Origin of the sequence: Kitasatospora sp. CB01950 (assembly GCF_001905465.1) — a bacterium.
Taxonomy (GTDB): domain Bacteria; phylum Actinomycetota; class Actinomycetes; order Streptomycetales; family Streptomycetaceae; genus Kitasatospora.
On record NZ_LISX01000021.1, the window covers coordinates 1 to 24,214 of the forward strand.

Here is a 24,214-nt window from a genome sequence, read left to right on the forward strand (position 1 = left end):
AAGGAACGGACGCTTCCTTCAGGCGGCCTTCCGACCGGCCCTCCGGGCGCTTCGTTCTTTCGTGTTTCCAGCTTATCAGATGTTTTCCGCTCCGTTTTCCGGAGTTTCATTCGATCCGATTTGCTTTTGCCTTTCGGCGCTCCCGAACTCTATCAGAGTTTCTCGGCCTGTTTTCCCCGCCCCATTCGAACGAATTCGAATCCGGAGCGAAGCCGCACGACCGTGGGGCAACCCGGAGAACATTACGCACCGGGCTGCCCCAGGTCAAATCAGGTCGGTCAGACCTCGACGACGACCGGGAGGATCATCGGGCGGCGCCGGTAGTTGTCGGCGACCCACTTGCCGACGGTCCGGCGGACCAGCTGCTGCACCTGGCGGACCTCCAGGACGCCTTCCCCGGCGGAGCGGGTGAGGGCTTCCTCCAGCTTGCCGGCGATGGACGCGAAGGCGCCGTCGTCGATGCCGGAGCCGCGGGCCTGGATGGTGGGGCTGCCGACCATCTTGCCGTTGGCGGAGTCGACCACCACGAAGACGGAGATGAAGCCCTCTTCGCCGAGAATGCGGCGGTCCTTGAGCGACGCCTCGGTGATGTCGCCGACGGAGGAGCCGTCCACGTAGACGTAGCCGGCCTGGACCTTGCCGACGATCCGGGCGACGCCCTTCTCCAGGTCGACGCAGACGCCGTCCTCGGCGATCACCACGCGGTTGCGCGGAATGCCGGTGGCGATGCCGAGGTCGGCGGCGGCACGCAGGTGCCGCCATTCGCCGTGCACCGGCATCAGGTTCTTCGGCTTGCAGATGTTGAAGAAGTACAGCAGTTCGCCGGCCGAGGCGTGGCCGGAGACGTGCACCTTGGCGTTGCCCTTGTGGACGACCTTCGCGCCCCAGCGGGTGAGGCCGTTGATGACCCGGTAGACGGCGTTCTCGTTGCCGGGGATCAACGAGGAGGCGAGGACGACGGTGTCGCCCTCGACGATGCGGATCTGGTGGTCACGGTTGGCCATCCGGGACAGCGCGGCCATCGGCTCGCCCTGGGAGCCGGTGCAGATCAGCACCACCTCCTTATCGGGGAGGTCGTCGAGGGTCTTGACGTCGACGATCAGGTTGCCGGGGACCTTCAGGTAGCCGAGCTCACGGGCGATGCCCATGTTGCGGACCATCGAGCGGCCGACGAAGGCGACCTTGCGCTTGTACTCGTGCGCGGCGTCCAGCACCTGCTGGATGCGGTGCACGTGGCTGGCGAACGACGCGACGATGATCCGGCGGTCGGCGTTCGCGAAGACGTTGCGCAGCGCGGCGGAGATGTCGCGCTCGTGCGGGATGAAGCCGGGGACCTCGGCGTTGGTGGAGTCCACCAGGAGGAGGTCCATGCCCTCTTCGGCCAGCTTGGCGAAGGTCGGCAGGTCGGTGAGACGGCCGTCCAGCGGGAGCTGGTCCATCTTGAAGTCACCGGTGGCGACGACCATGCCCGCGGGGGTGCGGACGGCGACGGCCAGGGCGTCGGGGATGGAGTGGTTGACCGCGATGAACTGGCAGTCGAAGGGGCCGATCCGCTCGCGGTCGCCCTCGGTGACCTCCAGCACGTAGGGGCGGATCCGGTGCTCGGCGAGCTTGGCCTCGATCAGGGCGAGGGTGAGCTTGGAGCCGATCAGCGGGATGTCCGGGTTCTCCCGGAGCAGGTAGGGGACGGCGCCGATGTGGTCCTCGTGGCCGTGGGTCAGGACGATGCCGTCGATCTTGTCGAGGCGGTCCCGGATGTAGCTGAAGTCGGGGAGGATCAGGTCGACGCCGGGCTGCTCGTCCTCGGGGAAGAGCACGCCGCAGTCGATGATCAGGATGCGGTCGCCGTACTCGAGGACCGTCATGTTGCGGCCGATCTCGCCGAGACCGCCCAGCGGGGTGATGCGGAGGGCGCCCTCCTTGAGTGCGGGGGGAGCGCCGAGTTCGGGGTGCGGGTGGCTCAAAAGACTCTCCTCACGACGCACGCCATATGCCCGGGGGGTTCCTCCCCCGGTGACATATGGCGTGCGTCCATCGTGGTTACCTGACTGCCGATTGCCGCGCGCCTTCGGTCCCGGTCCAGCGGCGGACCCGGGTGGGGTCCGGCGAGCCGGGGGCGCGCACGTCTGTTGTTGGTTACAGGTGTACCCCGCCGGCGGCGAGATCCTCCTTCAACCGGGCGATCTCCGCGTCCGTGGCGGAGATCAGGGGCAGCCGGAGCGGGCCGGCCGGGTGTCCCTGCAGGTTCAACGCAGCCTTGGAGAGGATCACTCCCTGGGTGCGGAAGATTCCGGTGTAGACCGGCAGCAGGGCCTGGTGGACGGCGAGTGCCTTGGCGTGGTCGCCGGCGACGAACGCCTCGATCATGGCGCGCATCTCGGCGGCGACGACGTGGCCGACCACGCTGACCACGCCGACGGCTCCGACCGAGAGCAGCGGCAGGGTCAGGTTGTCGTCGCCGGAGTACCAGGCGAGGCCGGTGTCGGCGATGGCGCGGGCGGCGGCGGCGACGTCGCCCTTGGCGTCCTTGTTGGCGACGATCCGCGGGTGCTCGCCGAGGCGGACCAGGGTGTCGTGTTCGAGGGCGACGGCGGCACGGCCGGGGATGTCGTAGAGCATGACCGGCAGGTCGGTCGCGTCGGCGACGGCGACGGTGTGCCGGTACAGGCCTTCCTGCGGGGGCTTGCTGTAGTACGGGGTGACCGCGAGCAGGCCGTGGGCGCCGGCGGCCTGGGCCTGGCGGGCCAGTTCGACGCTGTGGTGCGTGTTGTTGGTGCCGACGCCGGTGATGACGTGGGCGCGGTCTCCGACCGCCTCGACCACGGCCCGGACCAGCTGGGCCTTCTCCGCTTCGGTGGTGGTGGGGGATTCGCCGGTGGTGCCGTTGAGCACCAGGCCGTCGTTACCGGAGTCCACCAGGTGGGCGGCGAGGCGCTGGGCGCCGTCGAGGTCGAGCTCGCCGTCGGCGGTGAACGGGGTGACCATCGCGGTCAGGACCCGGCCGAAGGGCGTCTGCGGTGTGGAGGTCGGAGCCATGGGTCCAAAGCTACTCGTAGGGCGGGGTCCGTCAGCCACGCAGGTCCAGGGTTTGGACAGTCCCGGAGGCCGTGAGCCGGGCCCGACATGGGATTCCGGTGCTGCGCGCTCGGGGGTTCACGCAGCACCGGAATCCGTGTCCTGAGCGTAGGGAGCGCCCGAGAACGCCGCAATCCGGGCATCTCGGACGAGTCCGGCCATCTGCCCGTCGGCGCAGGTCAGCGGCCGGTTCGCGGCGCGCTGCGAGGTGGCCGCACGAGTGAGCAGGCCCGGGCCGGGGTCCGACGGTCCGTCAGACCCCGGTTCCGAGGTCGGACGTCAGACCTTGTGCCAGCCGGGGACCCAGGCGCCGTCCTCGACGGTGTAGTCGCCGAACAGCGAGGGCGCCTCCTTGACCATCAGCTCGCCGATCTTGCCGAACAGCAGCCGGATCTCCTCCTCGGCGCCCGGCGCGGTGCGGTTCTCGATGACGTGGCGCAGGGTGCGCACGTTCGCCGTCCAGACCAGGCCGGTGGCCAGGCCCTCGGGGGCGAAGCGGCGCATGAAGGAGGTCTTCTCCTTCTTCTCGTGGAACTTGACGCCTTCCTCGTCCAGCCCGAAGTGGTCGGCCATCCAGTGCTGGAACTCCTCGATCTGCTGCATCAGGCCGGTGGCGCGGCCCATCAGCTCCTCGTCCTGCTGGGCCCACTCGGGGAACCAGAACGGGATGTCGTCGAGGCGGACGAAGCGCAGCGACTCCTGGGAGACGGCGACGCCGGCCCGGTGGCGGACCAGTTCGTGGGTGACCACGCGGCTGACGTTGTGCAGCACGAAGGTGAAGGAGACGTGCTCCAGCACCGAGCCGTGCGCGCTGGCCAGGATGTTCTTCAGGTAGACGTCCTGGTCGGTGCGGACCTTGGTGACGTTCGGGTTGAGGCCCGGCTTCCACGAGCGGTAGCAGATCCGGCCGGCGAACTCGGCGAGGTTCTGGGCGTCGTCCAGGTCACCGCGGTCGACCCGCTCCAGCCAGCTCTCGCCGCCGACGTCCTGCAGGTAGGCCGCGACCTCGTCGTAGTCGAGCTCGGGGCGGGCGATCAGGTGGACCTGGGGTTCGACTGCGCGCATGGGTGATGTCCTGGCTGTTGGGGGCGGTACGTGTCAGTTTACGGCGGGCGCCGCGGCGTCCCGGCCATGCAGCTTGATCGCGTGCTGCATGGCTTTACGGGCCCGCGGGACGTCTCCGGCGTCCGCGTAGGCGACGGCGAGCCGGAAGAAGTTCCGCCAGTCGGTCGGGTCGGCCTCGGCCTCGCGCTTGCGGCGGGCGAACACCGCGTCGGCGGAGGCCCGGTCGATGCGGCCGCCGCCGGTGCGCCGGAGCTCGTCCACGGGCAGGCCGCCCTCGGCCTCCAGCTGGCGGGCGAGCCGCTCGCCGGCCCGGCCGAAGCGGACGGTCTGGCGGAGGAACCAGACGCCGATCACCGGGATGACGAAGGCGCACGCGCCGATGCCGATGCCTAGCGGCTTGCCGGTGGCGACGAGCTGGACGCCCTCGCCCACGCAGACCACGCTGACCAGCAGCAGGATGCCGGAGAGGACGAAGAAGCCGGTGCGAGAGGTCATGTCACAGGTCCAGGAAGTGTTCCAGGCCGAAGGTCAGGCCCGGGTGGTCGGCGATCTTCCGCACGCCGAGCAGGATGCCGGGCATGAAGCTGCTGTGGTGCATCGAGTCGTGCCGGATGGTCAGGGTCTCGCCGGTGTCGCCGAACATCACCTGCTGGTGGGCGAGCAGGCCGCGCAGCCGCACCGCGTGCACGGGGACGCCGTCCACGTCGGCGCCGCGGGCACCGGGCAGGCTGTGCGTGGTCGGGTCCTGCTGCGGCGGCAGGCCGGCCGCGGCGCGGGCGGCGGCGATCAGCTGCGCGGTGCGGGTGGCGGTGCCGGACGGAGCGTCGGCCTTGCGGTCGTGGTGTAGCTCGACCACCTCGACGGACTCGAAGTACTTGGCCGCCAGCTGCGAGAACTTCATGCCGAGGATCGCGCCGATGGAGAAGTTCGGGGCGATCAGCAGGCCGACGGCCGGGTTCTGGTCGAGCAGGCCGCGGACGGTCTCCAGGCGCTCCTCGGTCCAGCCGGTGGTGCCGGTGACCACGTGGATGCCGTTGCGCAGGCAGTGGTCGAGGTTGCCCATCACCGAGTCGGGGTGGGTGAGTTCGACGGCGACGTCGACCCCGGCGTCGGTGAGGTCGGTGAGCTTCGAGTCGCGGCCGAGGGTGGCCACCAGCTCCAGGCCGTCGGCGGCCTGTACGGCCTTGACCGCCTCGGAGCCGATCCGGCCCTTGGCGCCGATCACGGCGACGCGCAGCGTCATGTCAGTTGTCCTTCCGAACGAACGGGCGAATCAGGCGAGCAGGTCGGCCAGTTTGGCGGCCCGCCGGTCGTTGATCGGGCCGATCAGCGCGAGCGAGGGCCGGTGCGCCCCCAGCACATCACGGGCGACGGCGTGCACGTCCTCCAGGGTGACCTCGGCCATCTTGCGCAGCATCTCGTCCACCGACAGGTGGTGGCCGTAGGAGAGTTCGGCCTTGCCGATGCGGTTCATCAGCGAGCCGGAGTCCTCCATGCCGAGCACGGTGGAGCCGGAGATCTGGCCGATCGCGCGGCTCAGTTCCTCCTCGGTGATGCCTTCCTCGACGACCCGGGCGAGTTCCTCGCGGCAGATCTTCAGCACTTCCTCGACCCGCTTGGGCTGGCAGCCGGCGTAGATGCCGAACAGGCCGGTGTCGGCGTACGAGGAGGAGTAGGAGTACACCGAGTACGCCAGGCCGCGCTTCTCCCGGACCTCCTGGAAGAGGCGGGAGCTCATGCCGCCGCCGAGGGCGGCGTTCAGCACGCCCAGCGCCCAGCGGCGCTCGTCGTGGCGCGGGATGCCGGGGACGCCGAGGACCAGGTGGGCCTGCTCGGTGGGGCGGTTGAGGACGGCGGCCTTGCCGGAGGTGCGGACCGCCTTGACGCCGCGCCGGGGGTCGGCGGGGTGGCCCTGGGACTTGGCGAGCACCGGCGCGAAGGCCTTCTCGACCAGCTTGACCACCTTGGCGTGGTCGAGGTTGCCGGCCGCCGCGACCACCAGGTTCTCCGGCTTGTAGCGGCGGTGGTAGAAGCCCGCGATCTGCTCGCGGCTCAGCGCGGAGACGGTCTCCTGGGTGCCCAGGATCGGGCGGCCGAGCGGGCCGCTCCCGAAGATCACCTTGGCGAACAGGTCGTGCACCACGTCGCCCGGGTCGTCCTCAGCCATCGCCATCTCTTCCAGGATGACGCCGCGTTCGGACTCCACGTCCTCGGGGCGGATCAGCGAGCCGGTGAGCATGTCGCACACCACGTCGATGGCCAGCGGCAGGTCGGTGTCCAGCACCCGGGCGTAGTAGCAGGTGTTCTCCTTGGCGGTGAAGGCGTTCATCTCGCCGCCGACCGCGTCCAGCGCGGCGGAGATCTCCAGTGCGTCGCGCCGGGCGGTGCCCTTGAAGAGCAGGTGCTCCAGGTAGTGCGTGGCGCCGTTCAGGACGGGGGTCTCGTCCCGGGAGCCGACGCCGACCCAGATGCCGAAGGTGGCGCTGCGCACCGTCGGGAGAGTCTCGGTGACGACCCGCAGGCCGCCGGGGAGCACGGTGCGGCGGACGGTGTTCGCGCCGCCTTCGGTGCCCTTGAGCAGGGTCCGGGTGGTGCCGGGGCGCTGCTTCGCCGCCGAGGCCTGGGCCACGGGTCTTCCTTCCAGCTACTGCTTCACGAGGGGAGCTTCACGAACAGGGCGCGGCCCGCACGCGCCGAGTGGGGCGTGCGGGCCGCAGGGTGTTACCGGGGTGTCACTCGGAGGCGGCGGCGTCGCCGCCCTCCTCGCCCTCGATGACGGGGATCAGCGACAGCTTGCCGCGCGGGTCGATCTCGGCGATCTCGACCTGCACCTTGGCGCCGACGCCGAGGACGTCCTCGACGTTCTCGACGCGCTTGCCACCGGCCAGCTTGCGGATCTGCGAGATGTGCAGCAGACCGTCCTTGCCCGGCATGAGCGAGACGAAGGCGCCGAAGGTGGTGGTCTTCACCACGGTGCCCAGGTAGCGCTCGCCGACCTCCGGCATGGTCGGGTTGGCGATCTGGTTGATCGTCGAGCGGGCGGCCTCGGCGGCCGGGCCGTCGGAGGCACCGATGTAGATGGTGCCGTCGTCCTCGATGGTGATCTCGGCGCCGGTGTCCTCCTGGATCTGGTTGATCATCTTGCCCTTGGGGCCGATGACCTCGCCGATCTTGTCCACCGGGATCTTGATGGTGATGATCCGCGGCGCGTTCGGGGACATCTCGTCGGGCGAGTCGATGGCCTCGTTCATGACGTCGAGGATGTGCAGGCGGGCGTCGCGGGCCTGCTTCAGCGCGGCGGCCAGCACGGAGGCCGGGATGCCGTCGAGCTTGGTGTCCAGCTGCAGCGCGGTGATGAAGTTGCGGGTACCGGCGACCTTGAAGTCCATGTCGCCGTACGCGTCCTCGGCGCCGAGGATGTCGGTGAGCGTCACGTAGTGGGTCTCACCGTCGATCTCCTGCGAGATCAGGCCCATGGCGATGCCGGCGACGGCGGCCTTCAGCGGCACACCGGCGTTCAGCAGCGACATGGTGGACGCGCAGACCGAGCCCATCGAGGTGGAGCCGTTGGAGCTCAGCGCCTCGGAGACCTGGCGGATCGCGTAGGGGAACTCCTCGCGGGTCGGCAGGACCGGGAGGATCGCGCGCTCGGCGAGGGCGCCGTGGCCGATCTCGCGGCGCTTCGGCGAACCGACGCGACCGGTCTCGCCCACCGAGTACGGCGGGAAGTTGTAGTTGTGCATGTAGCGCCGACGGGTCTCCGGGGAGAGGGTGTCGAGCTGCTGCTCCATGCGCAGCATGTTCAGCGTGGTGACGCCCAGGATCTGGGTCTCGCCGCGCTCGAACAGGGCCGAGCCGTGCACCCGCGGGATGGCCTCGACCTCGGCGGCCAGGGTGCGGATGTCGGTGACGCCGCGGCCGTCGATGCGGACCTTGTCCTTGATGACGCGCTCGCGGACGATCTTCTTGGTGAGCGCGTTGTAGGCGCCGCTGATCTCCTTCTCGCGGCCCTCGAACTCCGGGAGCAGCTTGTCGGCGGCGACGGCCTTGATGCGGTCCAGCTCGTTCTGGCGCTCCTGCTTGCCGGCGATGGTCAGCGCCTTGGCCAGCTCGTCCTTGACGGCGGCGGTCAGCGCGGCCAGCACGTCGTCCTGGTAGTCCAGGAAGCGCGGGAACTCGCCGGTCGGCTTGGCGGCCTGCTTGGCCAGCTGGGCCTGCGCGGCGCACAGCACCTTGATGAACGGCTTCGCGGCCTCCAGGCCGGAGGCGACGACCTCTTCGGTGGGAGCGTCGGCGCCGCCCTCGACCAGCTTGATGGTCTGGTTGGTGGCCTCGGCCTCGACCATCATGATCGCGACGTCGCCGTCCGGCAGGGCGCGACCGGCGACGACCATGTCGAAGACGGCCGACTCCAGCTCGGAGTGGGTCGGGAAGGCCACCCACTGGCCGTTGATCAGCGCGACGCGGACGCCGCCGATCGGGCCGGAGAACGGCAGGCCGGCCAGCTGGGTGGAGGCGGAGGCCGCGTTGATGGCCACCACGTCGTACAGGTGGTCGGGGTTGAGCGCCATGACGGTGACGACGACCTGGACCTCGTTGCGCAGGCCCTTGACGAAGGACGGGCGCAGCGGGCGGTCGATCAGGCGGCAGGTGAGGATCGCGTCCTCGGACGGCCGGCCCTCACGACGGAAGAACGAGCCGGGGATGCGGCCGGCGGCGTACATCCGCTCCTCGACGTCCACCGTCAGGGGGAAGAAGTCGAAGTGCTCCTTGGGCTGCTTCGAGGCGCTGGTGGCCGACAGCACCATGGTGTCGTCGTCCAGGTAAGCCACGGCGGAGCCGGCGGCCTGACGGGCCAGACGGCCGGTCTCGAAGCGGATGGTGCGGGTACCGAAGCTGCCGTTGTCGATGACGGCTTCGGCGTAGAAAACGTTCTCTTCCACCTGGAAGATCTCCTCTTTTGTACGTCTCCCCAGGAGCGCCGCTGCGCTTGCCTGCCGTGGCCCGGGCAGTTGGGCCGGTCTTCGATCGAAGCCACCGGGTCCGTCCCCGCATGTCGGGGGTTCCGGCGGCCACTACCGAGGACCGGCGCCTTTCGGCGTGCGGCGGCGTCTGCGTGTGGACGCTCCTGCGGTGCGGGCGGCTTCCGTTTGAAGCCTTGTCGGCCCGCAAGGGCGGGCATGCCCTTTACCTTACAAATTCACACCCTATCGAGCGCGCCTTTACGGCCGGGCTGTTCGCGGGGTGTGGTCGCGGGGTGGCGCGGAAAGCGCCGAAGGGCGGCTCCCCCGGTGAGGGGAGCCGCCCCTACGAGCGGTGTCAGCGGGCGCCGCCGGCGGCACCGCGGCGGATGCCGAGGCGGTCCACCAGGGTACGGAAGCGCTCGATGTCCTTCTTGGCCAGGTACTGCAGCAGGCGGCGACGCTGGCCGACCAGGATCAGCAGGCCACGGCGCGAGTGGTGGTCGTGCTTGTGGAGCTTCAGGTGCCCGGTCAGGTCCGAGATGCGGCGGGAGAGCATGGCCACCTGGACCTCGGGGGAGCCGGTGTCGCCCTCCTTCTGGCCGAACTCGGCGATGATCTGCTTCTTGACGTCAGCGGCGAGGGCCACGGGCATCTCCTTCGGTATGAGTGACCGAGCGGTCCTGGTCGAAAGCACAGGACCTGACAAGACTCGGACGGGTCAACGATACCAGCGCGGCTCAGCCGGTCGCGCCGCGCACCACGTTGTAGATGTTGAGCACGGCCAGCGCCAGCGGCACCAGGGCGATCAGCATCAGGCTGTCCACCATGTCCAGGATGCGGCCCCAGAACGGGGACACCCCGGAGCGGGGGACGATCAGCGCGATCGCGGTCATGATCGCCGCGCCGGCCGCGATGGACGCGGACAGCCACACGGTGCGCAGGTCGCCGCTGCCGCCGCCCGGAGTGGCCGCGGCCAGTGCCAGGTGCAGCGGGGTGTGCAGGGCGAGGCCGAGGATCAGCAGCGCCAGGCCGACCAGGCCGGCGATGGTGAGCGCGAACACCTGGGCGGTGTAGCGGAACAGCCGGGCGCGCAGCATGGTCGAGACGCCGATGGTCAGGGCCAGCAGTTCGGCCCAGGTGCGGTCGCTGAAGCCGAGCACGGTGCAGGCGCCGACGATGGTGGTGGCGGCGCCGCCCACCAGGCCGACCAGCACCTCGTGGCCGCGGCGGGCCTGGGCGGCGATCCGCTCGTACTGGACGGTCTCGGCGTTGCTGTTCTCCTCGCCGTAGGCGGTGCCGCGGGTGCGGGCCTGGCCGGGGGCGCTGAAGCCGACGGGCAGTCGGGCGAAGCGGGCGGAGAGCGCGGGCAGGAAGCCGACCGCGGCGACCGAGGCGACGCCGGTGACGGCGGCGATGTCGGTGATCGCGGTGCCGGACATCAGCACTGCGGCGAAGGTGGCCAGGGTGCCGGCCGCGGCGACGAAGGCGGCGGCGACGAACACCGAGTCCTTCTCCGGCAGCAGGCCGACCAGCAGGACGGAGACCACCAGCACGGTGACGCAGCCGACCAGGAACTGGAGGCGTCCGGGGCCGTCGCCCGCGTTCGGGACGTCGATGATGCCGGAGCCGGCCAGCATGGCGTGCGGCAGCGCGCCGAGGCCGAGCGCGAGCGCGGCGACGTGGTCGTCGTACACCCGGGCGCGGACGGCGGAGAAGGTCACCAGCACGACGGCGGTGACGCCGGACAGGATGCCCGGCAGGCCGAACATGTTGTGCCGCAGGTCGGAGTACCACAGCGCGAACGCCAGCAGCACGAGCAGCATCGTGCCGGCGATCAGGCCGAAGGCCCGCATCAGGTCGGGGCTCCAGAACCGGCGGTCGGCCTCGACCGCGGAGGCGATGGCGTCGGCGACGTCGTCGTAGACGGCCGGCGGCAGCGACTCGGAGAACGGGCGCAGGCTCAGCAGGTCGCCGTCGCGAACCTGCTGGGCTGCCAGCGGAAGTCCGCTGTCGAGCACGGTGCCGTCCCGCCGCACCAGGTGGAACCCGGTCGGCGTCCCGTCCACCTGCGTCTGCCCGGAGAGCCGCAGCACTTCCGGGTAGATGTCGGCGAGCGGGACGTCCTCCGGCAGTGCGACGTCGATCCGGCTGTCCGGTGCCACCACGGTGACCCGGCAAAAACCGGTCGTAGCGTTGTTGCTCACCGGCCTTCTCCCCCTCGTTGGCTAGTCGGCAAGTCTGCAGACCACTCGTCGACGGGGTTCCGGAACTGTCACGGCCCGAACGAGAGTTGGCGCGGCGTCACCTTACCCCCTCAGGGCAAGGGTGCACTGCGGTGGGGGCGCGCACGGTGCGGAGGCGGCGTGCGGGGGTGGAGGCGGTGCGCAGGTGCGCCGAGGGTTGTGTGCTGACGGCAGGTCAGTACTCTGCGGGTGGGCGACCCCGTGGACGAACGGCTTGGCCCGCGCAGTAGGATCGGCCCCTGCGCACGGCGTACGGGGGCGGCGATCGAGACGCGACAGCCCCGCGCGCCTGCGGTTCGGCGGAGCGGGGGCGGCGTCATCACACGGGGCGCCCTCACCGTACGTATCCAGATGCGTGAGGGCGGATTGTGAGCGAGCGATGGGGGTGCCCCCGACCCTGTGCCCGGGGAGGGCGCACCGTTGACGACGGGGAGTCGCGCGCTGCGGCTGCCGCTGGGGGCGGGGTGGTCGCGTGAGTGAGCGAAGCGAGCTCACCATCAAGAGGCGCGTGTGTACGAAGTGCCCGCCGAGCGCCAGCGAGGTGGTCGCATGAGTACGGTGACGGTGAAGCGCCCGCCACGGGCGTTCCCGCCTCCGGCGTCGGAGGAGCCGGTCGAACTGGTTCCGCCGCCGGAGCTGCCGCGGGGCGGTGGCGAGGACTGGATGATGTCGCTGCTGCCGCTGCTCGGCATGGGCGGTTCGGCAGCGTTCTTCTTCTCTCCGGGCGCACAGGGCCCGATGAAGATGATGGGTGTCCTGATGGTCGCGTCGACCGCCGCGATGGCGGTGGCGCAGATCGTCAAGGCGCGCAAGGGCGGTAGTGCGGCCACCTCGGACGAGCGCCGCGACTACCTGAAGTACCTGCAGCAGAAGCGCCGCGAGGTGCGTCGAACGGCCGAGCGTCAGCGCGGGTCGCTGCTGTTCACCCACCCGGAGCCGGACCAGCTGTGGTCGATCGTGGCCGAGGGCCGCCGGCTGTGGGAACGCAGGCCGACGGATGCGGACTTCGCGCAGATCCGGGTGGGCCTCGGCCCGTTGCAGCTGTCGACGCCGCTGGTGGCGCCGCAGACCGCCCCGATGGACGAGTTGGAGCCGCTCGCCGCGGAGGCGATGGGCACCTTCATCAAGACCCACGGCACGCTGCAGGACCTGCCGTTGGCGGTGTCGCTGCGCGCCTTCTACCACATCACGGTGTGCGGCGACCCGGACTCGGTGTACGGCAACGTGCGGGCGATGGTGGCCCAGTTGGCGACCCTGCACTCCCCCGAGGACCTGATGATCGGGGTGGCCGCCGCGCCCGGCGCGGTGGAGGAGTGGGAGTGGGCGAAGTGGCTGCCGCACACCCAGCACCGCAAGGAGAGCGACGGCGCCGGTTCGCGTCGTCTGATCGCCGCCGGGCTGGGCGAGTTGGAGGAGCTGCTGGCCAACGAGCTGGCCGGCCGCAAGGGCTTCTCCCGTGACAGCACGCCGAGTTCGGACCAGCCGCACCTGGTGGTCATCATGGACGGCGCCTCGGTGCCGGTCGACTCGGTGATCGCCGGTCCGGAGGGCGTCCAGGGCGTCACCGTGATCGAGGTCGTCCCGGGTGACCTGGACGAGCCGAACGGCCACCTGGTGATCACCGTCGGCAAGAACGAGCTGCTGCTGGAGGCCGCCTCCGGGGCGAGTTACCCGGGCACGCCGGACACCCTGTCGAGCTGGCAGGCCGAGGCGCTGTCACGCCAGTTGGCGCCGTTCCGGGCGTCCGCGGGCGGCGACGACAGCGACCCGTCGCTGGTGTCGATGGACTTCACCGAGATGATGCACACCGGCGACCCGGGTTCCTTCGACCCGGCCCGGCACTGGCGTCCCAAGCCGATCCGGGAGAAGCTGCGCGTCCCGCTGGGCGTCGGCTCGAACGGCGAGTACGTCTGGCTGGACATCAAGGAAGCCTCGCTGGAGGGCATGGGCCCGCACGGCATGTGCGTCGGCGCGACCGGTTCCGGCAAGTCCGAGGTGCTGCGCACCATCGTGCTGGCGCTGGCGGTCACCCACTCGTCCGAGGTGCTGAACCTGGTCCTCGCGGACTTCAAGGGTGGTGCGACCTTCGCCGGTATGTCGGAGATGCCGCACACCGCGGCCGTGATCACCAACCTTGAGGGCGAAGCCACCCTGATCGACCGCATGCGCGACGCGATCGAGGGCGAGATGAACCGCCGTCAGGAGCTGCTGCGTGCGGCGGGCAACTACGCGAACATCAACGAGTACGAGCGGGCCCGTACCGCGGGCGCGCCGCTCGACCCGCTGCCCTCGCTGCTGATGATCATCGACGAGTTCTCCGAGCTGCTCACCGCGAAGCCGGACTTCATCGACCTGTTCATCCAGATCGGCCGTATCGGCCGTTCGCTCGGTATGCACATGCTGCTCGCCTCGCAGCGACTGGAGGAGGGCAAGCTCCGCGGTCTGGACACCTTCCTCTCCTACCGCCTGGGTCTGCGCACCTTCTCGGCCGCCGAGTCGCGGGCCGCGATCGGTGTGCCGGACGCCTACCACCTGCCGCCGATCCCCGGCGTGGGCTACCTCAAGTTCGGCTCCGACGTGATGGAGCGCTTCCGGGCCGCGTACGTGTCCGGCAAGTACCGTCCGCCGGGCCAGCAGCGCGCGGTCGGCGGCCGGGTGGTCACCGCCCAGGCGGTGCTGTTCACCGCCGCCGAGGTCGAGATCATCGAGCCCGAGGTGGAGGAGATCCTCCCCGACCCGACCGAGGAGGAGGAGAAGGACGACGCGCTGCTGGACACCATGCTCGACGTGTTCGTCCAGCGCATGATCGGCCAGGGCCCGCCGGCCCACCAGGTGTGGCTGCCCCCGCTGGAGGCTCCGCCGTCGGTGGACAGCCTGCTGGAGCCGCTGCTGGTCAGCCCGGAGCGCGGTCTGACCCCGGCCTCGATCCGCCAGGGCAACCTGGTCGTCCCGGTCGGCATCGTCGACAAGCCGCGCGACCAGCGCCGCGACGTGATGTATCTGGACTACGCGGGTGCGGCCGGTCACGGCATGATCGTCGGCGGTCCGCGGTCCGGAAAGTCGACCATGGTGCGCACCATCGTGGCGGGCTTCTCGGTCACCCACACTCCGGTGGAGACGCAGTTCTACCTGCTCGACTTCGGCGGTGGCGGTTTCGGCTCCTTGGCCGACCTGCCGCACGTCGGCGGCGTCGCGGGCCGACTGGACGTCGAGAAGGTCCGCCGCATGGTCAGCGAGGTGCACGGGGTGCTCAACCGCCGCGAGGAGCTGTTCCGCTCCTCCGGCATCGACACCATCACCACCTACCGCACCCGTCGGGCCAACGGGCAGCTGCCGGACGAGCAGTTCGGCGACGTCTTCCTGTTCATCGACGGCTGGCTGACCTTCAAGCAGGAGTTCGAGGTCCTGGAGCCGGTCATCGCCGACATCGCGCTGCGCGGTCTCGGCTACGGCGTCCACGTGGTGATCACCGCGGCCCGGTACGCCGAGGTCCGACCGGCGCTGAAGGACCAGCTGCAGAACCGTGTCGAGCTCAAGCTCGGTGACTCCATGGAGTCGGAGATCGGCCGCAAGGCCGCCGCGAACGTGCCGGCGATCCCGGGTCGTGGTCTGACCCACGAGCAGCTGCACTTCCTGTCCGGTCTGCCGCGCATCGACGGTGCCAGCTCCACCGAGGACCTGGTCGACGGCGTCGCCGACATGATCGCCCAGATCAACGCGGCGTGGACCGGCCCGCGCGCGCCCCAGGTGCGCATGCTGCCGCCGGTGCTCGACGGCAACTCGCTGCCCAAGGGCTTCGAGCACCCCGAGCTGGGTATCGCGTTCGGTGTCGACGAGGTCGAGCTGGCGCCGGTGTTCATCAACTTCGACACCGACCCGCTGTTCGTCGTCTTCGGCGAGAGCGAGTCCGGCAAGTCGGCGATGCTGCGCATGCTGATCAAGCAGATCACCGAGCGGTACACCCCGGACCAGGCCGGCATCGTGGTCGGTGACTTCCGCCGCTCGCTGCTGGGCGTCGTCCCGCCGGAGTACCTGGTGGAGTACGCGGCCGCCGCGCCCGCCATGTCGGCGATCGTGGAGATGCTGCGCGGCGCCTGCGGGCGTCGTCTGCCCGGTCCGGACGTCACGCCGGAGCAGCTGCGCAACCGCAGCTGGTACACCGGCAAGGACATGTTCGTGATCGTGGACGACTACGAGCTGGTCGCCACCCAGTCGGGCAACCCGATGGCGCCGCTGGCGGAGTTCCTGCCGTTCGCGCGCGACATCGGTCTGCGTCTGATCATCGCCCGTAACGCGGGTGGCGCCGGCCGCTCGCTGTTCGAGCCGGTGATGCAGCGCATGCGCGAGCTGGGCGGCCAGGGTCTGGTCATGTCCGGTGACAAGGGCGAGGGCGCGCTGCTGGGCACGGTCAAGCCGCAGCCGCAGCCGCCGGGCCGTGGTGTGTTCGTCTCCCGCCGCATTCAGGCGGGCCAGACGGTGCAGACGGGTTGGCTGCCGATCCAGCAGTAGCCGTGGGGCGGACGTCACGCACCGTGACCGATGGGGCCGGGTTCCGAAAGGGATCCGGCCCTTCGGCATCCCGGACCCCGAACGGTGTCATAACGTTATCTTCTGACTTTTGGCCGTCTCCTTCGGTTCCCGTACCTCGAAGGCCGGGCGGCCTTGGTTTTCGGGCCATCGATCGTTCCGGCACAGCGCCTTTGAATCGGAGTTGCGCAGATCACTTCACCTTCGATTCAAGCGCAGTTCACCGGAGTTGACACCACCGAAACATGCGCCCGACCGACCGCGGGGCTGTGTTCCGCAGGAAAAGCTTGGTTTCCGCAACGGATTCCGCAGCCGATCGCGCGTTGACGACGCCTTTTCCCCCAGGCAACCTGGCGCATCAGGGAGCGAAGCAGAACCAGACCCGCGAGAACGTGTTTCGGAGGCGATACCGCTCCCACCCCCATCACCGCCGTACAGCCGATCGGATGCCCCATGACCGACACGCTTCCTCCGCAGGCAGCCGCCCCCGCCACGGGGACCGCCACTGGCGCGGACGCCCCGAAGAAGCTCGCCCGATCGCTCGGCGTCGTGGGCGGCACGCTCCTCACGCTCTCCTGCGTGACTCCGGCGTCCTCACTCTTCGTGCTCGTCCCCGAGCTGTTCAAGGGCCTCGGCACCTTCACCCTGATGGCGATCGTCATCGGCACGGTGATCTGCATCGCGGTGGCGTTCTGCTACTCCGAGCTCGGCACCCTGGTGCCCTCGGCCGGCGGCGAGTACGCGATGGTCGGCACGCTGGCGGGCAAGTTCGCGGGCTGGCTGGTCTTCATCCAGTCGCTGATCGTGGTGATGATCGTCCCGTCGATCATCGCGATGGGAACCGCCGAGTACCTCGAACCGATCATCCACGTCGACCCGATGATCGCCGGCGCCGTGGTGATGATCGCGGCCACCGTCGCGGGTCTGCTGGACCTGCGGGCCAACGCCTGGATCACCGGCGTCTTCCTGGTGCTGGAGGTCATCGCCTGCGCGGTCGTCTCCTTCCTCGGCTTCACCCACACCGAGCGCGGCGCGGACACCATGCTGCACGGCACCGTGGCCGACGCCGCCGGCGCCACCTCCGGCGTGGGCCTCGGCGCGATCCTGGCCCTGATGGGCACCGCGCTCTTCGTCACCCAGGGCTTCTCCACCGCGATCTACCTCTCCGAGGAGCTGGAGAACCCGCGCAAGAACGTCGCCCGCACCGTGCTGTGGACGCTGGGCCTGTCGGTCGCCATCATCGTGATCCCGGTCGCCGCCATCACCATGGGCGCCCCGGACCTGACCGCGCTGACCGAGGGCAACATCTCGCAGCTGGTGATCGGCTGGAGCAACAGCGGCGTCGGCACCTTCATCAGCCTCTGCATCGCGCTGGCCATCATCAACGCCGGCATCGTGATGGTCATCCAGAACTCCCGGGTGCTGTTCGCCTCCGGCCGCGACAAGGCCTGGCCCGAGCCGGTCAACAACGCCTTCGGCACCCTCAACAAGTTCAGCGCCCCGTGGGTCTCCACCCTGGCGGTCGGCATCCCCGGCGCGGTGCTCTGCTTCGTGCCGCAGACCCTGCTGATCGACATCACCGGTGTCGCGGTCGCCGCGCTGTACCTGCTGGTCGCCGTCGGCGCGCTGTTCTCCCGCCGCGGCCACCACAAGCACGCCCCGGCCTGGCGCCAGCCGCTCTGGCCCGCGCTGCCGGTCCTGGTGATCGTGGCGCTCTGCTTCACCCTCTTCAAGCTGGCCGGCCCCGGCCTCTGGTGGACCCTCGGCATCACCGCCGCCGCCAGCCTGTACTGGCTCGTCTACCTGCGCCCCCGCCAGGAGACCCGCTGGGTGATCACCCTCCCCGAGGACGAGCGGGTCTGACCCCCCTGCAGTCCGCTCCCTCCCGGCCCCGTCGGTTCCCCGAAACCGACGGGGCCGACCCCTTTCCAGGAGCCGGCCCCGCGCGGTGTCCACAGGCCGTCAGGGGCGGCGGCGACGCCCCATGTCACGGGTGACGATCGCGCCGCCGGCCAGGCCCGCCACCAGCAGGCCGCCGGCGCCGAGCACGAAGGTGGCGGTCCTCCGGTCCCGGTCGGCCTGGGTCTCCGCGATGCCGAGCGGCTGCGCGATCAGCGGAGCGGCGTCCAGCTTGGTCGGCGCGTCGGGGTGCGGGGTGGCCTCGGGCACGCCTTCGAAGTTGACCGCCTTGACCGGGTCGACGACGCCCCAGCCGATCCACTTGTTGGGGCCGTGCTCGGTGCGCTGGGCGGTCTGCTCGATCACGGTACGGATCTGCTTGGCGGTCCAGTCCGTGTGCTGGCCCTTGAGCACCGCGGCCAGGCCGGCGACGTAGGGCGCGGAGAAGCTGGTGCCGTTGTCGGTGCACTGGCCGCCCCCGGGGACGGTGGAGAGCATGTCGACACCCGGCGCGACCACGTCGACGAAGTCGCCGTACTGCGAGAACGGAGCCCGCTCGTTGTTGCGGTCGGACGCGCCCACGGCCAGCACGGTGTCGTACTTGGCCGGGTAGGTGGGGCCCTCGGCGCCGTCGTTGCCGGACGACGCGACCACCACGATCTGCCTGGACTCGGCCTTGTTCAGCACCGCCTGCAGCTGCGTGTCCTCGGCGAACGCCGGTGCGTCGGCGGGCTTGGTGGCATCCACCTCGACCCGGACGTCCTGCGAGATGTTGATGACGTCGACCTTCGCGTCGATCGCCGCGTTGATGGCATCGATCAGCGTCTTGACGCTGCCGTGGCCCTCCGCGTCGTTCTGCCGGATCGAGAGGATCGTGGCGTCCTTGGCCAGGCCGACGAAGCCGACCTTGTCCTTCTGCGCGGCCCCGATGATGCCCGCCACCTTGGTGCCGTGCCCGACCGGATCGGTCCGGCTGTCGCCCTCCGGCTTCTTCTGGTCGGCCGGCGTCGAGGAGCCGAGCAGGTCCGGCCCCGCGATCACCTTGCCCGGGGCGCTCAGCTGCTGGTTGACGACGTCCACGCCGGTGTCGATCACTGCGACCTTGACCCCGGCCCCGGTGTGCGGGTTCTTGGAGTTGGTCCCCCACAGCTCGTCCAGGAAGACCCGCTGGAGGGCCCAGGGCTTGGCCTCGACGTCCTTCGAGGGGAAGGTGCAGTCACCGGCCGCCGCGATGACCGGCCGAGCCCGGTGCTTGTCCCCCTCCGAGGCTGTGGGTGACGGCTCGGCGAAAGCGGGTCCGGCGGCGGTAGTGCCGACCACACCGAGCACCAGCAGCACCGCGCCGGCCCGGCGCAACGATCCTGACGACACCTGAACTCCACCCCTCATTGCATCCACCCGTGTTCGGCGCGTGCCCCGTGCAACGCGCGAAGGGCGGGCGCCCCGTGGGACGCCCGCCCTTGAGAAGTGCGCTGGTCGCGCAGAGTCCCCGAGTGGGAGACTCAGCCCCAGAGCGACGCGTTCGAGTTCTCGGTCTGCTGGTAGCTCTGCGCGGCGTTGTCCAGCGCGGTCGCGATCTGGGTCAGCGTCTGCTGCAGGTCGGCGGCCTTGGCGTCCCACTGGGCCTGGCGGGCCTGGTAGCCCTCCTGAGCCGAGCCCTCCCACGAGGAGGCGATGCGCTGCACGCCGGACTTCAGGTCGTCGAGCTGCGACTGGACACGGGCCGCGGTCTGACGGACCTCGGAGCTCGCGTTCTGGATGGTCTGAAAATTGACGAGAATGGCCATGATTGTCTCCCCTTCGATGGATGCACGGCGCGCCCCCGCGAGGGCGCGATGTGGCGGTTACCGAATCCGGCGTCAGCCGGAGACGCCACCGACCGCGGCAGCCTGCTCGTCTTCGGTCATCGAGTAGGCCTTGGTGGTCGCCTCGATCGCCTGACGGATCTCGTCGAGCACCTTGTTGAGCGCGTTCGCGTCGTCGTTGACCCGCGACTGCATCTGCTGGTACGCGGTCGCAGCCGCGCCCTTCCAGCCGGACGCGATCTCGGAGACCAGGTTGTTCAGGCGGCTGATCTCGCCCTGGACCTGCTGGTTGACCTCGCCGATGCGGTTAGCGAACGCGGTCATTTCTTCCGCGGTCGTCGTGAACTGACCTGCCATGATCCACCGTCCCCCATGAGACAGATTTCGTCCGGGCACCCCTGTGGCGAACGCCCGCACGGGCACCACTTGGTGTGGTGCTCTGTAGCACTGTAACGGCCAAGTGCGGTTGGCCCAACACCGGGTAGCGGGTAGTTACCAGACCATGACACTGAACTCCCGCACCGGCGTTGACGCTTCGTCAGGCGTTCTGGGCCTGAAGTGCGGTGTTCGTGTTGAGCACCGGTCCGGCCGGCACCAGCCTCGACCATTCGTCCGGTACGAACTGCGGATTGATCGACTTGTAGCCCAGTCGCACCTGGGACTCGTTCGTACCCTTCTTGTCGCCGCCCTGCGCATTCGGACTGGGGCTCGGCGTCGCACCGGCGCCGCCGTCGTTGTTGGCGGGCAGCGAGTAGCGCAGACCGGAGTCGGTGATCAGGAAGTCGCGACCGGAACTGCCGTCGTTGGGCCCGACCTTGCCCTCCAGCGCGCGGTACAGCAGGCCGTGGCCGGGCGTCATGTGCGCGCTGACCGCGTCCCCGCTGACGTCCGTCGGGTACGCGGTGCCGGCCCACACCGTCTGCTGGATCTTGTTGTCCACGTAGCCGTTGAACGTCGAACAGACCACCGTGCGGGCGTCCTTCTCGCCGAGGTTGACCGCCGGGGACTTCTGCTTGGGCAGGTTCCCGGACTTGTTCAGGAGTTCCGTGGAGGTCTTCCCCGCGAGGTTGTTCAGGTCGCCCGCGCCGAGCGTGCCGAAGGCCGGCGGGCTGCTGTACGCCTTCTGCGTCTCGGGGTCGTTGAGCATCAGGTTCGCCTGGAACTCGGTGATCTCGTACAGCTTGCTGAGCCCGACCACGTAGTACTTGTTGTCCTGGAACTTCAGCAGGCGGCCGACCTTCTTCTCCGAAGGCTGCGAGAGGTCGAGCGTGGACGCGGCGCCGACCGCGCCGTCGACCCGGGTGAACTCCACCGGGTCGCCGTCCTCCAGGGTGGCGAGCCACTCCTTGGTGACCTTCTGGGCCTGCGCGTTCGGGCCGAACAGCGCGGTGACCAGCGCGGTCCGGTCCGTGCCGGGGGTCTCCATGACGCCGACCGCGTGCCGCTTGCCACTGGGGTCCACCAGAAACCTCGTCCCGGTCTGGCTCGCCGACAGGTCCGGCTCCTGGACGAACAGCGACTGCCCGTCGCCGAGCTTCCGGTCCCCCTGGAGGGTCTTGGTGTCCGCCCCGGCCGCCACGAACACCGACTGGGCGATCGAGGACTGCAGGTTGTCCTTGCCCTGCTTGTCGCACACCGACCACAGCTTCACGGCGCTCGCGTCGTCCGCCTTGGGCAGCTTGTCCGGGGCGTACGGGATGCCGATCGCCGCGCCGCGGCGCGGGTACTTGTCGAGCACGTCGTCGGCCACGGTCTGCACGGTGGCGCCCTCGGAGAGCACCAGGCGGGCCGAGGACATGTTCAGCACCTGGTGCAGCGTCGGCTGACCGGTCTTCGAGTCGGGCAGGATCACGTAGCGCGTGGTCGACGACTTGCCCTGCAGGATGTACTTGCCGTTGTCCCAGTTCGGCGGCGCACTGGGCTTGATGACGCCCCACATGCCGAAGCCGGCGACGACCACCGCGCCGATCACGAAGCTCGGCAGCACCGCGCGGATCGGACGCGGCGCGTCCTCGTCGTTGCCGCCGCCCCCCGGCTGCAGGAAGGCCCCGACCATCCGCTTGCGGGCGAAGGTGTAGGCGTTCAGCTCGTCCCGGCGTGATGCCATGCTCGTCCCCGTCTCCCCTGTGTGACCCGACGTGCGGGTGTCAACGCGCTTGTGCTGTGCGTGAGTCTGCCACCCGACGGGCGTCCGGAACGGCCAACCCTCTACGATGCGACAGCAGACGGTGAGTACGGTAACGGGTAGGCTCCGACGGTCCGCCATCCGGGCTGTCGACCCGGCCCGCGACCGACGGCCCTGATGGCCGCAGCCGCACGGGGATCTGACGGCACATCTGAAGCAGAGAGGGCAATTCGGGGGATGCCAAGCCAGTCCGCTCCAGCACGACGACGCTCCACCTCGCAGGGCCGGAGGCCGGACGCCCAGGGCGGGCGGCGGGCCCGTACCGCCCCGGTCGCGGCGGCCACCGGCCCGGTCGGCCTGCGGCTGCTGCCCAGGCCCGGGCTGCTCGCACGCCGGCTGGAACTCAAGCAAATCGTCCAACTCGAGGTAGCCGTCGCCCTGGTGGCGGTCGGCTGGTCGGTGAACAAGCTGGTGGCCGCGGTGCTCGCGGTGCCCGCGGTGATCCTCGTGGTGGTGGCGCTGCTGCGTCTCGGCGGCCGCACCACGGGCGAGGCGTTGGGGGTCCGCTCCGCGTACAACTCCCGCCGCCGCGAGGCCAAGTACAACGTTCCGCCGCCCGGCACCGACCCGGCGCTGGCGCCGGTGATGGAGCTGGAGCCGGCGCTGAGCACCTGCACCCACGCCATCGAGACCGACCTCGGCGACGGACGTCCGCTGCGCCGGGAGACCGGCATGGTCGGCGACGGCACGTTCTTCACCTCGGTGCTGCTGGTGCAGTCCAAGGACCAGCCGCTGCGTCCGGGTCGCGCCAACTCCGCGCTGCCGCTGGACATCATCTGCTCGGTCCTGCGGGTCGACGACATCCCGCTGGAGTCGGTGCAGCTGATCCAGCACACCCAGCCGGCGCCCGCGCCGCACCTGCCGGAGCACGCGCTGGCCGCGCGCGCCTACCAGCAGGCACCCGGAGGAGTGAATACTCCTGCGCTGCGGTTGACCTGGGTCGCCATCAAGCTCGACCCCGAGCGCGCCTCCACCGCCGTCGTGGCGCGCGGCGGCGGCGAGGAGGGCGCCCGCAAGGCCCTCCAGCGCGTCACCGACCAGCTGGCCGGGCGGCTGAACAGCGCCGGCTTCACCGCCACCGTCCTGGACGAGCGGGAGCTGATCGCGGCGCTGGCCATCTCGGTGTGCGCCAACCCGGTGGCGGTGGCGGGCCGTCAGGGTTCCGGCGGCGGCGGGGTCGGCGTCCGCCGGGCCCAGGAGTCCGCGAAGTTCTGCCGGATCGACGATCGCTGGCACGCCACCTACTGGATCTCCAAGTGGCCGGAGCTGACCCGGCCCGGCGCCGGCGGCGGCCGGGTCACCGCGCCCGAGCTGGTCAACCAACTCACCAGCACCCCGGCGGCGTTCGCGTCCACGTTCTCCGTCACCGCGACCCGCGCGATGGGCGGCGCGGTGGCGCTCAGCGGGCACGTCCGGCTGACCGCGCGCAGCGAGAGCGAGATCGCCCAGGTGGGCCGTCTGGTGGAGTCCCGCGCGCAGCACTCCGGCACCGCGCTGACCCGCCTCGACCAGGAGCACGGCCCGGGCCTGCTCGCCACGCTGCCCCTGGGAGGGACGTCCTGATGGCCTACCAGACCTACTCCGGCCAGGCCCCGCAGCCCGCCGATCAGCAGCGGGTGCGGGTCCGTCCCGGCTTCGGCCTGCGCGGTCCGCGCCGGGAGAAGCACGTGCTGACCGTCGAGGACCTGGCGGCGCTGGCCTTCCCGGTCGGCGACGACGGCGTCGTGATCGGCCTGGACCAGCAGCAACAGCCCGCCGTGATAGGGCTGTTCCGGCCCACCCAGTACGACGTGGTGCTGGTCGGCGGCATGTGGACGGCGCAGCTGATCGCGCTGCGCGCCGCGGCCACCGGCGCCCGGATCGCGGTGGAGACCGGCCGTCCGCAGGCGTGGGCGCCGATGGCGCAGGCCGCGGGCGGCGGGCAGCCGTGCGTGACGGTCCACCAGGTCGGCCGTCTGGGCGCGCAGGGCGCGTCGGTGGCGTCACCCGTCCTGGTGGTTCGCGACCTGGGCGCGCGGCCCTCGCGCAGCCGGCTGTCGGCGGCGCCGTGGCAGACCACGCTGACGGTGCTGCCGTACCTGGGCCCGAACGCGAGCCGGGTGCTGAACGCGGCCGACCTGGTCGGCCTGCAGCGCGTGTCGCCGCAGGAGGCCGAACTCGTGGGCCGGCTGCTGTCGTTGTCGCCGGGCGACGTGAGCACGCTGCCGACGATGCCGGACCACATCACCCTGTGGGCGACCCGGATGCGCCGTCAGTACGTGATGACCAATCCGGGCGAGGCCGAGACCCAGGTGCTGGGCGGCCCGCGCCGCATGGACTGAAGCGGTGCGGCCGGGCGGGCCGCGTCGCACGGGCCGGCCGGCCGGTGCGCCTGACGGGGACGGTGTTTCCCGAGGGACGGACCGGTCGGCCGACCCGCTCCGATCTGCCGTCAGGTCGGGCTCCGCCTTC

General features: G+C 70.3%; 17 protein-coding genes. 4 read left to right on the forward strand and 13 right to left on the reverse strand.

What is annotated here, in order from left to right:
- Positions 1-278 precede the first annotated feature (278 nt).
- The 9 genes from AMK19_RS32190 to eccD all read right to left on the reverse strand — a co-directional run bounded on the left by AMK19_RS32190 (position 279) and on the right by eccD (position 11,308).
- Positions 279-1,964 carry a ribonuclease J gene (locus AMK19_RS32190; RefSeq protein ID WP_073818779.1) on the reverse strand — a complete coding sequence of 562 codons (1,686 nt, stop codon included), beginning with the start codon at positions 1,962-1,964 and terminating at the stop codon, positions 279-281.
- Between the two features lie 172 nt (positions 1,965-2,136).
- On the reverse strand, positions 2,137-3,036 hold the full coding sequence (dapA, locus tag AMK19_RS32195) for a 4-hydroxy-tetrahydrodipicolinate synthase (RefSeq protein ID WP_073818781.1): 900 nt from the start codon (positions 3,034-3,036) through the stop codon (positions 2,137-2,139).
- Positions 3,037-3,354: 318 nt separating this feature from the next.
- Positions 3,355-4,140 (reverse strand): FAD-dependent thymidylate synthase, encoded by a 786-nt coding sequence (gene thyX, locus AMK19_RS32200; RefSeq protein ID WP_073818782.1) that lies wholly within the window; start codon positions 4,138-4,140, stop codon positions 3,355-3,357.
- A 33-nt stretch (positions 4,141-4,173) separates the two neighbouring features.
- Positions 4,174-4,635: a hypothetical protein gene (locus tag AMK19_RS32205; protein ID WP_073818783.1), complete on the reverse strand. Its 462-nt coding sequence runs from the start codon at positions 4,633-4,635 to the stop codon at positions 4,174-4,176.
- 1 nt (position 4,636) lies between these two features.
- The gene (gene dapB / locus AMK19_RS32210) at positions 4,637-5,383 is read right to left on the reverse strand and encodes a 4-hydroxy-tetrahydrodipicolinate reductase (RefSeq protein ID WP_073818785.1); all 747 of its coding nucleotides are present in this window, start codon (positions 5,381-5,383) and stop codon (positions 4,637-4,639) included.
- A gap of 30 nt (positions 5,384-5,413) precedes the next feature.
- A complete protein-coding gene (locus tag AMK19_RS32215; RefSeq protein ID WP_241844693.1) occupies positions 5,414-6,769 on the reverse strand; it encodes a M16 family metallopeptidase in 1,356 nt (451 codons plus the stop codon).
- A gap of 103 nt (positions 6,770-6,872) precedes the next feature.
- A complete protein-coding gene (locus AMK19_RS32220; RefSeq protein WP_073818789.1) occupies positions 6,873-9,083 on the reverse strand; it encodes a polyribonucleotide nucleotidyltransferase in 2,211 nt (736 codons plus the stop codon).
- A gap of 376 nt (positions 9,084-9,459) precedes the next feature.
- The gene (gene rpsO / locus AMK19_RS32225) at positions 9,460-9,750 is read right to left on the reverse strand and encodes a 30S ribosomal protein S15 (protein ID WP_073818791.1); all 291 of its coding nucleotides are present in this window, start codon (positions 9,748-9,750) and stop codon (positions 9,460-9,462) included.
- 91 nt (positions 9,751-9,841) lie between these two features.
- The gene (gene eccD / locus AMK19_RS32230; protein WP_073818793.1) at positions 9,842-11,308 is read right to left on the reverse strand and encodes a type VII secretion integral membrane protein EccD; all 1,467 of its coding nucleotides are present in this window, start codon (positions 11,306-11,308) and stop codon (positions 9,842-9,844) included.
- A 588-nt stretch (positions 11,309-11,896) separates the two neighbouring features.
- Between eccD and eccCa the strand changes: the two genes are divergently transcribed.
- Positions 11,897-15,856, forward strand: a complete 3,960-nt coding sequence (gene eccCa, locus AMK19_RS32235) for a type VII secretion protein EccCa (RefSeq protein ID WP_073818795.1) — start codon at positions 11,897-11,899, stop codon at positions 15,854-15,856.
- A 471-nt stretch (positions 15,857-16,327) separates the two neighbouring features.
- Positions 16,328-17,737: an APC family permease gene (locus AMK19_RS32240; protein ID WP_073818797.1), complete on the forward strand. Its 1,410-nt coding sequence runs from the start codon at positions 16,328-16,330 to the stop codon at positions 17,735-17,737.
- 99 nt (positions 17,738-17,836) lie between these two features.
- Here the strand turns inward: AMK19_RS32240 and AMK19_RS32245 are convergent, their stop codons facing one another.
- The 4 genes from AMK19_RS32245 to eccB all read right to left on the reverse strand — a co-directional run bounded on the left by AMK19_RS32245 (position 17,837) and on the right by eccB (position 21,685).
- A complete protein-coding gene (locus AMK19_RS32245; protein ID WP_241844694.1) occupies positions 17,837-19,144 on the reverse strand; it encodes a S8 family serine peptidase in 1,308 nt (435 codons plus the stop codon).
- A gap of 131 nt (positions 19,145-19,275) precedes the next feature.
- Complete coding sequence (locus tag AMK19_RS32250; protein WP_073818801.1) at positions 19,276-19,560, reverse strand: WXG100 family type VII secretion target; 285 nt, start codon at positions 19,558-19,560, stop codon at positions 19,276-19,278.
- Between the two features lie 72 nt (positions 19,561-19,632).
- Complete coding sequence (locus AMK19_RS32255; protein ID WP_073818803.1) at positions 19,633-19,935, reverse strand: WXG100 family type VII secretion target; 303 nt, start codon at positions 19,933-19,935, stop codon at positions 19,633-19,635.
- A 181-nt stretch (positions 19,936-20,116) separates the two neighbouring features.
- Positions 20,117-21,685 carry a type VII secretion protein EccB gene (gene eccB / locus AMK19_RS32260; protein WP_073818805.1) on the reverse strand — a complete coding sequence of 523 codons (1,569 nt, stop codon included), beginning with the start codon at positions 21,683-21,685 and terminating at the stop codon, positions 20,117-20,119.
- Between the two features lie 255 nt (positions 21,686-21,940).
- Between eccB and eccE the strand changes: the two genes are divergently transcribed.
- A complete protein-coding gene (gene eccE / locus AMK19_RS32265) occupies positions 21,941-23,326 on the forward strand; it encodes a type VII secretion protein EccE (RefSeq protein ID WP_083647545.1) in 1,386 nt (461 codons plus the stop codon).
- Positions 23,326-24,084: a hypothetical protein gene (locus tag AMK19_RS32270; protein ID WP_073818807.1), complete on the forward strand. Its 759-nt coding sequence runs from the start codon at positions 23,326-23,328 to the stop codon at positions 24,082-24,084. Before eccE ends, AMK19_RS32270 begins: the two co-directional genes overlap by 1 nt.
- Positions 24,085-24,214 lie beyond the last annotated feature (130 nt).